Below are 13,536 nucleotides of genomic sequence, written 5' to 3' on the forward strand. Positions count from 1 at the left end.
CGCCGCGCCCTCAGGCGCGCCGGACGTAACCATTGAAGCTGAGGAAAGCACCTATGGCGCCAGTTATCAGCGCTACCACGACGGTAGCGGCCCGGCCGCTGTAGACGGTCGAACCGATCGCCACCGCGACCTGCGGCAAGACGATACGCATGATGCCGCCGAGGGTCATCAGCCAGCCCATTACTGTGATGATCGAGCGCCAGTCCGCCTGCCATCTATTGTGCAGATTGATGATCGCGAGGCCCGCAAGCAACGACAGCAAGCCGGACAAATAGAACAGGATGCCCGTGTGGAGCGCCTCCACGATCATGCTTTGGTACATGCCGAGGTTGATCAGTATGCCGAGCGCGATCGCGACAAATGTTGGCCCCATCAGCCTGGCGAGAAATAGCGAGCGGTCCATTGTGCGTCTCCGCCGCGCGAGCTGCCCGACCAAGGGACAATTCGGTCATCGGGCAGGCGCGCTATGCGGCAACTCATTGTTGCCGAGTACCGGCTGGCCTGGTGCTCGGTCCAGTGGCGGATGCGGCCTTGCGAGGCCCATCGTACCGGGCGGCGTCTCGTTGCTCGCCGTCCTCGTGTCGACCCGATCAAGCGTCGTGACGAACGCCGCGAGTATTGCGACGATCACCGCAGCAGCGAAAAGAACGACTGAGGTGCGGTGGCTATTCCACTCGTTACTCATGAGGGGCCTCCACAACTAACAGAAACGTAATACGACTGGGATGGTTCCCAGCGCCGCTACCGCCGGGTGCCGCCATTATCCCCGTCCGCCCTGCCCTTGTGAGCGGACATGGACAGCCATGCTGAACTTGTCTCGCTTCGCCACGCCGAGCGTTCGCGACAGCTCACAGCATTTAACAACGCCTAACGAGCCATTGGCGAGCTTCCAGGCCATATTGCAGGGACAGACGAAGGACTATCCTGCCCCGCAGGCACCGATCGCCCGAAGCCAGGAGGCCATCCCATGCTGGTATCATCCAATTCGTCATCCGATTCCGGGATCATCATTGACAGAGATCGGCGCGCGCTTCTGAGCACCGCCGTGCTTGGAATTGCAGCAGCGATTTCCGCGAGCGTGTTCCCGGCGCACGAAGCGTCGGCGGCCGGCGAGAGCGCAATTCGCCCCTTCCGGATCGATGTCCCCGAGGCCGATCTCGTCGAGCTTCGCCGCCGCGTGCTGGCGACACGGTGGCCTGACCGCGAGACCGTTTCCGATCAGTCCCAGGGCATCCCGCTGGCGAAGCTCCAGACGCTCGTGCGCTATTGGGGCACGGGCTACGACTGGCGGAAGATCGAAGCAAAGATGAACGCGCTTCCCCAATTCGTCACGACGATCGACGGGATCGACATTCATTTCATTCATGTGCGCTCCAGGCACCCCAATGCGCTCCCTGTCATCATCACCCACGGCTGGCCGGGATCGGTGTTCGAGCAGCTCAAGGTGATCGATCCGCTCACGGATCCAACGGCCCATGGCGGGCGGCCTGAAGACGCGTTCGACGTGGTGATCCCCTCGATGCCCGGCTACGGATTCTCAGGCAAGCCGCTCGATACCGGCTGGGGTCCTGAGCACACGGCGCGCATCTGGGCAGAACTCATGAAGCGACTTGGTTACACCCATTACGTCGCCCAGGGCGGCGACTGGGGTTCGCCCGTCTCCAGCGCGATGGCGCGACTGGCGCCGGCAGGCCTGCTCGGCATTCACATCAATTTGCCGGCGATCGTGCCGCCCGAGATCGCCGCGATCCTCGCCGCCGGCGGGCCGGCCCCGGCGGGACTGTCCGAGAAGGAACGCACGGCGTTTGACGCATTCAGCGCGGCGGCCAGGATGGGCAACCGATCGTATGCGGTGATGATGGGAACAAGGCCGCAGACGGTCGGCTACGGCTTGACGGATTCTCCCGCGGGACTGGCGGCCTGGATGCTCGGTCATCCAGGCTTCTCGCATTGGAATTACGATGGCACCGACCCCGAGAAGTCCCGCGACGAGGTGCTGGACGACATCACGCTCTACTGGCTGACGAACAGCGCGGTTTCGTCGGCGCGACTTTACTGGGAATACAGCGGGCGCAGTCCCGCTCTCGCCGCCCCCGAGAAGACCGCGGAGATCTCGCTCCCGGTGGCCATCACCGTCTTTCCCGGCGAGAGCTATCAAGCCCCGGAGACGTGGGCCCGGCGCGCCTATCGCAACCTCACCTACTTCCATGAGGTCGACAAAGGCGGTCATTTTGCGGCTTGGGAGCAGCCCGAGCTTTTTTCGGCGGAGCTACGCGCCGCGTTCAAACCGCTTCGGCCCGCGATCTGACGCGCTCAGCGGCTCGACATGTCGATCAACGCATGACGAAGCCGCCGTCGACCGAGATGGACTGGCCGGTCACATAGCTCGCAGCATCGCTGCATAGCCACAGAACTGCATTCGCGATCTCCTCGGGACGCCCGACACGCCCCATCGGAATGCTTTTTTCCATGGCCTTGAGCGCATCGCCTTGCCCGTCGGTCACCATCTGGTCCACCATCGGCGTCCATATCAATCCCGGGCAAATGGCATTGACGCGGATGCCGCGCGTTCCATATTCGAGCGCTGCGCTCTTGGTGAACCCATGGATGCCGTGCTTGGCGGCGTGATAGATCCCGCGTTCAGCACCTCCGACGAGACCGCCGAGAGACGAGCAATTGACGATGGCGCCGCTGGCCTGCTTGCGCATGTGCTGCAATTCGAACTTCATGCAGCTCCATACGCCCTGCAGATTGACTCCCATGACACGGTCATAGTCCTCGCGAGTGGTGTCGGCTGTCTCCGCGAGCACATTCTGGACGCCGGCGTTGTTGTAGGCGGCATCGAGCCGACCGAAAGTCTCGACCGTCCTTGAGACCATGGCTTCGACCTCGGCATCATCGGCCACATTGCAACGGATGCCGATCGCCTTGTGACCTCGAGCATTGAGTTCGTCGGCGGCAGCGCGCGCCGCATTCTCGTTCCAGTCGGCTAGCGCGACAGACGCCCCCGATTCCGCAAAAGCTTTCGCGGCCGCGAGGCCGAGACCGGAAGCTGCGCCGGTCACCAAGGCGACCTTGCCTTCGAATGAAATGTTCATGTCACGATCTCCTTTATCAATAGACGCGTCGGGCTGCCGATCGGGAGCTGCAAAGCTGTCCCGATAGACAGCACCCTGCCCGCCGTCACACCGTCAGCAGCGTCTTGATCGCGCGGCGCTGGTCCATCGCCTTGTAACCTTCGGCGACCTGGTCGATCGGCAGCGTGAGGTCGAACACCCTGCCCGGCCGTATGCGTCCATTGAGGACGCGGTCCATGAGATCGGGCAGGAACCGCCGCACCGGGGCAGGACCGCCCATTATGCGGCGCTGGCCGAAGAACAAGGCCTGGCCGTCGAACGTCACACCGTGGGGAACACCGACATAGCCGATGCTGCCGCCGGGACGCGCGCATTCGAGGGCTTGCGACATCGCTTCCTGGGTGCCGACACATTCGAGCACCGAATCGGCGCCGATGCCTTGCGTCAGCTCCTTGACGCGCGCGATGCCTTCTGTGCCGCGCTCGACGACGATATCGGTCGCGCCGAACGCTTTGGCCAGATCCTGCCGCGTCTTGTGGCGGCTCATGGCGATGATGCGCGAGGCACCCATCTCTTTCGCCGCAAGCACGCCCATGAGGCCGACCGCGCCGTCACCGACCACCGCGACCACGGAGCCCTGTTTCACATTCGCAGCGTCGGCCGCGTACCAGCCGGTCCCGAGCACGTCGGAGGTCGCGAGCAGATGCGGGATGAGATCGCTGCCCGGCACTTCCCTGGTCGCGACAAGCGTGCCGTCCGCAAGGGGGACACGGGCGTAAGGCGCCTGCGCGCCCGACATAAACTCGCGCTTTTCGCATGACGATTGAAAGCCGAACTTGCAGTGCGGGCAAGTATTGTCCGACAGGCAGAACGAACCAACGACGAACTGGCCGGGCCTGACGGTCCGCACCGCACTGCCGATCTCGACGACCACGCCGCAATATTCGTGACCCATATGCGCAGGGCCGTCACTCGGCTGCAGGCCGCGATACGGCCAGAGATCGGAGCCGCAGATGCACGTCGCCGACAGCTTGATGATGGCGTCGGTCGGGCGGACGATTTTGGGATCGTCGACGGTTTCGTAACGGACATCGCCGGGTCCGTAGAGGATTGTCGCTTTCATTGCTTTTCTCCTTCGAGTCACAAAGCCGGACTCGCCGACACACAGGCCGCGCGTCGCGTCGAGGCACAAAGCGACAGCGCAAAGACCCCGCTCCAAGCGACCGCGGGGTGCGAAGCCCAGCCCGCGCGTTTACGACATCATCTAGGGTCCCGGGCGGCGGCCGATTAGTCGATATAATTTGCTTGCATTAATCGATACGGGCCATGAATAGTGGCGGCCATGGCAAGCTAGGATTTCAACGATTTGCTGGCTTTCGTGGCCGTCGCCCGCGAGCGCAGCTTCACCAAGGCCGCAGCGAAACTGGGCGTGGTGCAATCGACGCTCAGCCATACGATCAAGCGCCTGGAATCGCAGATGGGGCTGCGGCTGCTCACGCGCACGACCCGAAGCGTCGGCCTGACCGAGGCGGGCGAGCGCCTTCAAAAATCGGTGGCGCCCCGCATCGAAGAGATCGAGCGCGATATCGCCGCGCTGATGTCGCTGCGTGACAAGCCGTCGGGCACGATCCGGATTACGCTCTCGGACCATGCGCTGGACACGGTCGTCTGGCCGAAGCTGTCGCCCGTCCTGACGAAATACCCCGACCTCAAGGTCGAGTTCAGCCTCGACACGGCCTTCCGCAACATCGTCGAAGACGGCTTCGATGCGGGCATCCGCCTCGGCGAGAGCGTCGAGAAGGACATGATCGCGGTGCGCATCGGTCCGGACTGGCGGCTCGTCGCGGTCGCCTCGCCTGCCTATCTGAAGGAACATCCGAAACCAAGACATCCGCAGGACCTGCTGAGGCACGTCTGCATCAAGCGGCGCGCGGCCGCAGGCGGCCATTACGTGTGGGAGTTCGCCAGGAACGGTCCCGACCTCCGGGTGCGCGTCGAGGGACAACTGACCTTCAACGATTCCCGGGCGATGATCGACGCCGCCGTCAAAGGTTTCGGCATCGCCTATGTCCCCGAGGACATGGTGACACGGCACGTCCGATCCGGTGAGCTCGTCATCGTGCTCGACGACTGGTCGCCGAAATTCGACGGCTACTATATCTATTATCCGACCTCGCGGCAGAACTCGGCTGCATTCAAGGTGATCGTCGACGCGCTCCGCCATCGCGAAACGCGAGGAAGACGCGGCTAGTTTGCCTCGGCGGCTTCGGCGCGGCGGTCGTGCGCCCACCTTCGCGTTCCGCAAACAAACGATGCTTTCCGTATTTGAACGACACTGTCGCGCCAACTCGCGCTTATGGCATCACGCGAGCTTGTCGGCGGGCTATGTCGATCCACATCTGAGCGCACCGGCAGCGTGCTGCGCCGGCTGATGATGGAGATCGACCATGAACGGACCCAAAATTCTCGCTGCCGTCGCCGTGTTGTCGGGCCTGACCGCAGGTACCGCCTACGCCCAATCCGGCTTTGCAGGCAGCCATCCCGATACGTACGAGGCCGAGAACCCCAATCGCAACCTGGATGGTACGCTGACGCCCGCAGGCAGGCTGGGTCTCGAGCTGCCGGATGGCGCAGCGCCTGCGCAAGGCGCGGACAACGCCCTGGCCCGCATGGACGGCGCCGCTTCACGTTCCTGCGCGGAACGTTATCGATCCTACGATTCAGCAACGGGCACCTATCTCGGTCAGGACGGCATCCGCCGCGCTTGCAGATAGGGCGAGGCCGCACATCAACGGATCAAGCGCCGGTGGTCTATCCCATCACCCCGCCGCGCTTGATCAGCTCCTTGCCGACAGCGGCCAGATGCACCTGGTCCGGTCCGTCGCCGATGCGGATGAAGCGGGCGTAGACGTAAGCACGCGCCAGGAACGTATCCTGCGAGACGCCGGCGGCGCCGTGGATCTGGATCGCGCGGTCGATGACGCGGGCGGCCATGCTGGGCACCACGATCTTGGCCGCCGCGATCAGGTCGCGCGCGGCCTTGTTGCCTTCGCGGTCCATCTTGTCGGCGGCTTGCAGCGTCAGGAGCCGCGCCTGCGCGATCTCGCAGAACGAGTTTGCGATGTCCTCGCGCACGGAGCCCTGCTCGGCGAGCGGCCTGCCGAAGGCCACGCGGGAGACGGCGCGCTGGCACATCAATTCGAGCGCACGCTGGGCGCAGCCGATCAGCCGCATGCAATGGTGGATGCGGCCGGGCCCGAGCCGCCCCTGCGCGATCTCGAAGCCGCGGCCCTCGCCGAGCAGCATGTTTTCCGCGGGCACGCGGACGTTCTCGTAGACGATCTCGGGATGGCCGCTAGGGGCGTCGTCATAGCCATAGGTGAGCATGTCGCGGACGATGCGCACGCCCGGCGAGTTCCTGGGCACCAGGATCATGGATTGCTGGCGGTGGCGGTCGGGATCGTCGGGCGCGGTCTTGCCCATCACGATCAGGATCTCGCAATCCTCGTTCATCGCGCCTGAGGTGAACCACTTCCGGCCGTTGATGACGTAATCGTCCCCGTCGCGCTTGATGGCGCACTGGATGTTAGTGGCGTCGCTGGAGGCGACCTGCGGCTCGGTCATCGAGAAACCCGAGCGGATGCGCCCCTCCAGCAGCGGCTTCAGCCAGCGCTCCTGCTGTGCCGGCGTGCCGTAATTCGCCAGCACCTCCATGTTGCCGACATCGGGCGCGGAGCAGTTGAAGACCTCGGGCGCCCAGAGGATGCGGCCCATGATCTCCTTCACCGGCGCATAGTCGAGATTGGTCAGACCCGGGCCGTGCTCGCCGGAGAGAAACAGATTCCAGAGCCCCTGCTCCCGCGCCAGCCGCTTCAGGTCCTGCAGCACAGGCGGCGTCTTGTAGCGCGCGCCCTCCGGCTTCACCTGCTCGTAATAGAGCTCCTCGACCGGCTCGACATGTGTCCGCATGAACTGCCGAACGCGGTCCTGAAGCTCCAGCGAACGGGCGGAGTGTTGAAAGTCCATGGTGGGTCTCCTTCTTCCTTCTCCCCTTGTGGGAGAAGGTGGCGCGAAGCGCCGGATGAGGGGTTCTCTCCGCCGGCAACACCGTTCGTGAGGAGAGAGACCCCTCACCCGGCTGCGCTTCGCGCATGCACCCTCTCCCACAGGGGGAGAGGGTGCACCGCCTCCTCGCTCGCCCTCACGTCCCTTTCAGCAATTCGCTCGCGACCACCCAGTCGTTGCCGTCGAACTGCAGCATATAGCCATCCTTGATCGGGCGAAAATCCTGCGGCGTAGTGTTGAGCGTGATGCCGGGCATCAGCAGCGACAACGGCACGCTCTTCAGGTTCGCCGCCTGCGCCATGATGTTCTCGCGCGTCAGATTGTCCTTGCACTGCTTCAGCAGCACCACCAGCGCCTCGGCGACGGTGTAGCCGTAGAGGCCGGCGACGTTGTTGACGTCAGCATTGGGCAGGCGCTTCTTCATGAAATCGATATAGGCCGTCATCGCCGGATCGTTCTTCGGCGCTTCGACGAACGGCTTGAGCGCGCCGAGCGAGAGCACACCTTTGCCGGCCTCGAGGCCCGCAGGGACCATCACGGTAGCCTTGTTGGCGCAGCCGCTAGCGAGGAAGCGCGTGGGCTGCCAGCCGACCTCGTGGGCCTTGCGGATCGCCTGCGCGCAGGCGCGCGGCGTCACCGAATAGATCATGAAGACGTCGGCCTTGGTGTTCGCCAGCGTCAGCACTTGGGAATCGACGGTGGGATCCGCGACCTCGAAGCTCGAGGCCATCGCGATCGCCTTGTCGGCGTCGGCGCCGAGCGCCTCCTTGACGCCGCGCAGATATTCCTTGCCGGCATCGTCGTTCTGATAGAGCACGGCGAAGCGCGCATTCGGGTTCTTGGCGCGGGCATAGGCGACGTCGATCGCGGCCTCGCTGGTGTAGTTCGGCGCCCAGGGCAGCGCCATCGACCAGGGCATGTTGGCCGGATCGTTCCACTTCGAGGCCGAGCTGATCAAAAGCAGCTGCGGCACCTTGTTGCTGTTGAGGTATTTTGCGATCGCCGAACTCGGCGCCGTGCCCATGGTCGCGAAGATGAAGGCGACGCCGTCGCCTTCGACCAGCCGCCGCGCCGCCTCCATGGTCTTCGGCGGCGAGAACGCGTCGTCCAGCGAGATCAAATTGAGCTTGCGGCCGGCAACCCCTCCCTTCTCGTTGACCTCGTCGAAATAGGCCGCAATGACCCTGCCCGTGATGCTGAGGGGCGAGGCCGGCCCGCTATAGGGCATGGTGTTGCCGATCTTGATCTCGGTGTCGCTGACGCCGGGACCGTAGGATTTTTGCGCGGAGACGGATGTGGACAGGCAGGCGGCAGCGAGCGCTGCGGCCAGGGCCAAGGCGGCTTTCATGGTTTCTCCCCGGTGATCTCCGCGCGAGGCGGCCGCGCGGCGTGCTGCTTTTTGTCAGCGTGTCAGATCAGCGGAGTTCCGCAACATGGTCTTGCGTCGAGTTGCTGATGGCTTAGCCGCGCCGCTTCAAGCTGAAGCCCAGGCTGATCCAGCCCGCTCCCGCCATGATCAGATCGATGCCGAGGAACAGGCCGAGGATATAGACGCTGTTCACCGGCCAGCGTGCCACGATCAGCAGGCCGAGCAGCAGCGTGATGACGGCCGACAGCGCCACCCAGACCCACGGGCTCTCGCGCTTCATGCTGAAGGCGAGAAACAGCCTGACGGCGCCCGAGGCGATCAGCGAGGCGCCGAGAAACAGCGTCAGCAGGACCGCCGCGAACAGCGGATTCTCGAAGGTCAGGAAGCCCGCGATCACGTAGAGCACGCCGAGCAAGGCCCAGATCAGGAACTTGCCCCAGCTCTTCATCTGGAACGCGCCGATGATCTCGGTGACGCCCGCGACGATCATCATGGCGCCGACCACGATCACGCTCGCCACCGTCGCCATCACCATGCTGCCGAGTGCAATGAAGCCGGCGATGAGATAGACGACGCCGAGCGCGACGATCCAGCCCCATTTGGCATGCAGCGCCGCGATGCCGGAGCCGAGACTTGGGTGATGTGACGTATCCGAAGCACTGGTCATGACGGCCACTCCTGCTTGCGTAGCCCGGGGGCACGCGCCAGAATAGCACGCATCGTGCCGGGACGACAGCCAGCAGATCACCCGTACCGGCAGTAACATTGACGCAAATCAAGATCGACTGCGGCGCATCAGCCGCGCGAGCGCTCCATCTCGAGCTCGGCCTTGAGGTTGTCGAGATCGCGGTAGATCGACGCAACCGCCAGCACGCGGCCGTCCTTGCGGTACTTCAACAGGCAGTCCTTGCCTCCGATGCTGCCGTCGATCGCGATCTCGTCAAAGCTTTCGGCGTGGCCGACATAGTTGATCGGCACGTCGTAGTGCTGCGACCAGAAGAACGGCACCGCGTCGAAGCGCTCGCGCTTGCCGAGCATGTTGCGCGCCGCGGTCTGGCCCTGGCGTTCGGCAACGACCCAATGTTCGACGCGGATGTTTTGCCGGGAGTGCGGATCGGGCCAGCGCGCGATATCGCCGGCCGCGAAAATGCCGGCGACACTGGTTTCGAGATATTCGCTCACGCTGACACCGCGATCCGCCACAAGACCGGCGTGCTCGGCCAGCGCAAGGCGCGGCTTGACGCCGATGCCGACCACGACGAGGTCGGCTTCGATGACAGCTCCGCTCTTCAGCGTGGCGCGGCTGCCGTCGAGCTTTTCGACTGTGTCCCTGAGGTGAAAGATCACGCCGTTCTCTTCATGGAGCGACCGGACGAAGTCGCCCATCTCGGAGCCGAGCACCTTCTGCATCGGCCGCTCTTCCGGCGCGACCACGTGCACCTCGATCTTGCGTGCCCGCAGGGACGCCGCGACTTCGAGGCCGATGAAACTGGCGCCGATGACCAGAGCGCGCCCGGCACTCCCCGCGGCCTTGATGATGGCGCGGCTGTCGGCGACGGAGCGCAAGGTGTGGACATGCGGCTGGTCGGCGCCCGGGATCTGCAGTTTGACCGGCTCGGCGCCGGTCGCGAGCAGCAGCCGGTCGAACGGAAGCCTGTCGCCATTGCCGAGCGTGACGTTGCGCGTCTTCGCATCGATGGCGGAGACGCCGGTGTTGAGCCTGAGATCGATGCCCGCGTCCTGATAATAGTCCTCGCCCCGCAGCGGCAGCCAATCCTCCGGTGCGCTGCCCGCGAGATAATCCTTGGAGAGATTGGGCCGGTCGACCGGCATCGCGCCGTCATCGCTGAGCATGGTGATGGCGCCGGCAAAGCCCTCGCGCCGGAGCGTCTCGGCGGCCGCGAAGCCGGCTGCGCCGCCGCCGACGATGACGAATTTCTCCGGCGTCGGCGCGTTGCGATGAACGGCGAGCGGCTTTGGCGCCTCGCGCTTGCGCCGAACGATGATGTTGTCCCGATCGCGCGCGACCTCCCACACCGTCAGCGCATTCAATGCCGGCGGTCGCGTGGCTTCGCCCGTGCGCAAGGAGAAGCAGGCATGATGCCAGGGACAGCGGATGGTGTCGCCCACCACCAGGCCCTCGGCGAGCGGCCCATGGTAATGGCTGCAGGCCGGCTCGATCGCAAAAATCTCGCTGCCGGCCTGCACCAGCAGGACGTCTTCCTCGCCGACATGACCGAGCAGCTTGCCATCCCTGAACGCGGTCAGCGACACGCCTTTGCTCAGGTCGGGTCCGCTCGGCTTGTTGTTCTCGGTCATGGCGCCGTCTCCTTGAGCAGCCGCGGGTCAATCGTCCGAATTGGCGAGCCCCAACAGTTCCTGGCGCGTCAGCGCATTGTCGCGGAACACGCCCAGCATGCGGCTGGTGACGAGATCGGTCCCGGGCTTGTGCGCGCCGCGCGTGGTCATGCAGTGATGCGTCGCCTTGATGATGACGCCGACGCCTTCAGGCTTGAGCACGTCGTTGATGGTATTGGCGATCTGCGCGGTCATCTTCTCCTGGATCTGGAGGCGCTTGGCGTAGATGTCCACCACCCGCGCAAGCTTGCTGATGCCGACGACACGGCCCTGCGGGATGTAGGCGACCCAGGCGCGGCCGACGATCGGCGCGATGTGGTGCTCGCAATGGCTCTCGAAGCGAACGCCGCGCAGGACGATCATCTCGTCATAGCCTTCGATCTCCTCGAAGGTCTTTTGCAGGATTTCCGTCGGATCCTGCGCATAGCCGGAAAAATACTCTTCGAAGGCGCGTGCGACCCGGTCCGGCGTCTCGCGTAAACCGTCGCGCGCGGGATCGTCGCCGGCCCAGCGGATCATGGTCCGGATCGCCTGCTCGACCTCCGCCCTGTCGGGCCGTTCGACCGGCGCCTGCGCCACCGCGACACGTTCCAGCTTGCGCACTTGTGACGTCATCGAGATCCTCCCTGCAACGAGCCGCATATAGAAGCGGCTCCTCAGCTTGGACGGCTGCAATCGCAAAAGGTTCCCAGGATCAGGAAAAATCGGAGGTACCGCAGACAAGCCAGCCGGCCGGACGAGAAAGGGCCTTTATGAGGCGCCTTTCTGGACCTCGACCACCGCCTGCGCCCATTCGGCCGGGCGCTCCTGCGGCAGGTTGTGGCCGGCATCGATGAAGACGCGCCGCTCGAATGGGCCCTCGAATTTGCGCGCGTGATGGGCGGTGCCGGGATTGACGCCGTCGCTGTCGCCGTCGATCGCGATGGTCGGGACGCGGATCGGCGGCTGGCCCGCGAGCTTCGCCTCGATCGCGGCATAGGCGGGGTCGCCCTCGACCAGCGCGTAGCGGTGGCGGTAGGAGTGGATCACGACATCGACGAAGTCAGGATTGTCGAACGACACCGCGCTCCGTTCGAACGTCGTGTCGTCGAACGCCCATTTCGGTGACCACATCGCCCAGAGCTGGCGCGCAAAGCCGCGCCGGTTGCGCTCCAGCGCGCGGTGGCCGCGCTCATTGTGGAAGAGATATTGATACCAGAGCGCCGCCTCCTCCGGCGGCGAGGCCGGCTCCATGGCGCGGGCGATGTTCTGGATGTTGTAGGAATTGCCGGAGACGAGCCCGACCACGCGTTCCGGATAGAGCGCCGAGACCACGCAGGCCGCGCGCCCGCCCCAGTCATAGCCGCCGACGACGGCACGCTTGATGCCGAGCGCGTCCATGAAGGCCAGAAGATCGGCGCCGAGCGCCGCCTGCTCGCCGGAGCGCGGCGTCTTCGCGGAACGAAATCGCGTCGGTCCATAGCCGCGCAGCCAGGGCACCAGCACGCGCGCGCCGGCCTCGGCAATGATCGGGGCGGTCTCGGCATAGGCGTTCACGTCGTAGGGAAAGCCGTGGCCCATGATGCAGGGCCAGCCGTCGGGCGCGCCGTATTCGCGATAGGCGATGTCGAGGATGTCCGTGGTGATCGTTTTTTGTTGCATGATTGTTTCACGGATTGGGGATTTCGTAGCCCGGATGGAGCGTAGCGCAATCCGGGAACGCCAGCACCCGAGAATCCCGGATTTCGCTGCGCTCCATCCGGGCTACAGGAGGTCTACCTCTGCGGCCCCGACAGCGAGATGTCGCGCTCGGCGCGGAACACGTTGCTGTAGAGATTGGCGATCCACTGCCGGCCGATCTCGGTCTTGTTGAGATAGCCGATCTCGGTCTGGATGTGCGGTGCGACGCTATTCCAATAGAATTGTGGATAGCGGTTCACGATGTCGGCGGGCGAATCGTAGCCGAGCTGGCGGTTCATGCCGACCTCTTCGAACTCGTAATAGAGCGCGTTGGCCTTGCGCAGATAATTGGGATCGCCGAGCTGGCCGATGAAATCGGCGGCGCGCAGGATCGAGGCTTCGTCGTCATAGTCCTGGCCTTCGCGCGCCGGAAAGCGCGTCCCCTCGATGGCGCGGGCAACTCGCTCCGGATCGACTCCGGGAATATGCCGCAGCCGCCGGGTCACGTAGAGCTTCGAGCGATCGACGTGATACATCATCAGACTTGCATCCGATGCACCGCGCGGTAACGAGACCTTGGTGTCGGCCGCGTCGATGACGAAGCCGTCCGCATCGTCCTCCTCGAACAGCCCGCGCACATAGCCGATGTCGTGGGCGAGGCAGGCAATCAGGACATGGACATAATCCTCAGCCGACAGATGGGTATGAAGACTTCGGCCGCCGAGGATGGCCTGAGCTGCCAGCGTCACCAGCATCGTATGTTCGATGTTGTGGTAGAGCGCGTCGCTGTTGCCGATGCATTCCATCGCGGTGCGGGTCGCACTTTCGATGATGTTGGCAGAAGTCTCATCGTACCGGCGACGCATGAACTTACCGAGGAAGCCCTCGAGGGATTCAGCCGCCAGTCTCGGTAAGGTTATCATGGCTGCAGCCCCGTCCGCCGCTGGTGTCCCATGCCATCTCCCGACGTCTCATTCTTGTCCGCGACGCAAGGACCAGCATAGCCCA

At 64.4% G+C, this 13,536-nt stretch carries 13 protein-coding genes; 3 read left to right on the forward strand and 10 right to left on the reverse strand.

The features are described from left to right. Positions 1-10: 10 nt before the first annotated feature. Positions 11-403, reverse strand: coding sequence for a hypothetical protein (locus GA0061098_RS03315; RefSeq protein WP_018315684.1), 393 nt, complete (start codon positions 401-403; stop codon positions 11-13). Positions 404-967: 564 nt separating this feature from the next. On the opposite strand from GA0061098_RS03315, the gene GA0061098_RS03320 reads away from it, so the two are divergent. Continuing rightward, on the forward strand, positions 968-2,308 hold the full coding sequence (locus tag GA0061098_RS03320) for an epoxide hydrolase family protein (RefSeq protein ID WP_091953386.1): 1,341 nt from the start codon (positions 968-970) through the stop codon (positions 2,306-2,308). A gap of 25 nt (positions 2,309-2,333) precedes the next feature. Here GA0061098_RS03320 and GA0061098_RS03325 read toward each other — a convergent pair whose 3' ends face one another. Together GA0061098_RS03325 and GA0061098_RS03330 are read right to left on the reverse strand one after the other, a co-directional pair. Beyond that, positions 2,334-3,098, reverse strand: a complete 765-nt coding sequence (locus tag GA0061098_RS03325; protein WP_091953388.1) for an SDR family NAD(P)-dependent oxidoreductase — start codon at positions 3,096-3,098, stop codon at positions 2,334-2,336. A gap of 85 nt (positions 3,099-3,183) precedes the next feature. Then, positions 3,184-4,200: a zinc-dependent alcohol dehydrogenase family protein gene (locus GA0061098_RS03330; protein ID WP_091953391.1), complete on the reverse strand. Its 1,017-nt coding sequence runs from the start codon at positions 4,198-4,200 to the stop codon at positions 3,184-3,186. 243 nt (positions 4,201-4,443) lie between these two features. On the opposite strand from GA0061098_RS03330, the gene GA0061098_RS03335 reads away from it, so the two are divergent. Continuing rightward, a complete protein-coding gene (locus GA0061098_RS03335) occupies positions 4,444-5,328 on the forward strand; it encodes a LysR family transcriptional regulator (RefSeq protein ID WP_245323143.1) in 885 nt (294 codons plus the stop codon). 196 nt (positions 5,329-5,524) lie between these two features. Beyond that, on the forward strand, positions 5,525-5,851 hold the full coding sequence (locus tag GA0061098_RS03340) for a BA14K family protein (protein ID WP_091953394.1): 327 nt from the start codon (positions 5,525-5,527) through the stop codon (positions 5,849-5,851). Positions 5,852-5,888: 37 nt separating this feature from the next. Here GA0061098_RS03340 and GA0061098_RS03345 read toward each other — a convergent pair whose 3' ends face one another. The 7 genes from GA0061098_RS03345 to GA0061098_RS03375 all read right to left on the reverse strand — a co-directional run bounded on the left by GA0061098_RS03345 (position 5,889) and on the right by GA0061098_RS03375 (position 13,451). Next, positions 5,889-7,103, reverse strand: coding sequence for an acyl-CoA dehydrogenase family protein (locus GA0061098_RS03345; protein WP_091953396.1), 1,215 nt, complete (start codon positions 7,101-7,103; stop codon positions 5,889-5,891). Between the two features lie 175 nt (positions 7,104-7,278). Continuing rightward, the gene (locus tag GA0061098_RS03350) at positions 7,279-8,490 is read right to left on the reverse strand and encodes an ABC transporter substrate-binding protein (protein ID WP_091953399.1); all 1,212 of its coding nucleotides are present in this window, start codon (positions 8,488-8,490) and stop codon (positions 7,279-7,281) included. A 112-nt stretch (positions 8,491-8,602) separates the two neighbouring features. After that, positions 8,603-9,178 carry an HdeD family acid-resistance protein gene (locus GA0061098_RS03355; RefSeq protein ID WP_026201537.1) on the reverse strand — a complete coding sequence of 192 codons (576 nt, stop codon included), beginning with the start codon at positions 9,176-9,178 and terminating at the stop codon, positions 8,603-8,605. A 128-nt stretch (positions 9,179-9,306) separates the two neighbouring features. Next, a complete protein-coding gene (locus GA0061098_RS03360) occupies positions 9,307-10,830 on the reverse strand; it encodes an FAD-dependent oxidoreductase (RefSeq protein ID WP_091953401.1) in 1,524 nt (507 codons plus the stop codon). Positions 10,831-10,857: 27 nt separating this feature from the next. After that, entirely contained in the window at positions 10,858-11,484 is a 627-nt protein-coding gene (gene folE, locus GA0061098_RS03365) for a GTP cyclohydrolase I FolE (protein WP_091953935.1), read from the reverse strand. 135 nt (positions 11,485-11,619) lie between these two features. Next, positions 11,620-12,510 carry an alpha/beta fold hydrolase gene (locus GA0061098_RS03370; RefSeq protein ID WP_091953403.1) on the reverse strand — a complete coding sequence of 297 codons (891 nt, stop codon included), beginning with the start codon at positions 12,508-12,510 and terminating at the stop codon, positions 11,620-11,622. Between the two features lie 113 nt (positions 12,511-12,623). Then, positions 12,624-13,451 (reverse strand): HD domain-containing protein, encoded by an 828-nt coding sequence (locus tag GA0061098_RS03375; protein ID WP_091953406.1) that lies wholly within the window; start codon positions 13,449-13,451, stop codon positions 12,624-12,626. Between the last annotated feature and the right edge of the window lie 85 nt (positions 13,452-13,536).

It is taken from the genome of Bradyrhizobium shewense (genome assembly GCF_900094605.1).
GTDB lineage: Bacteria > Pseudomonadota > Alphaproteobacteria > Rhizobiales > Xanthobacteraceae > Bradyrhizobium > Bradyrhizobium shewense.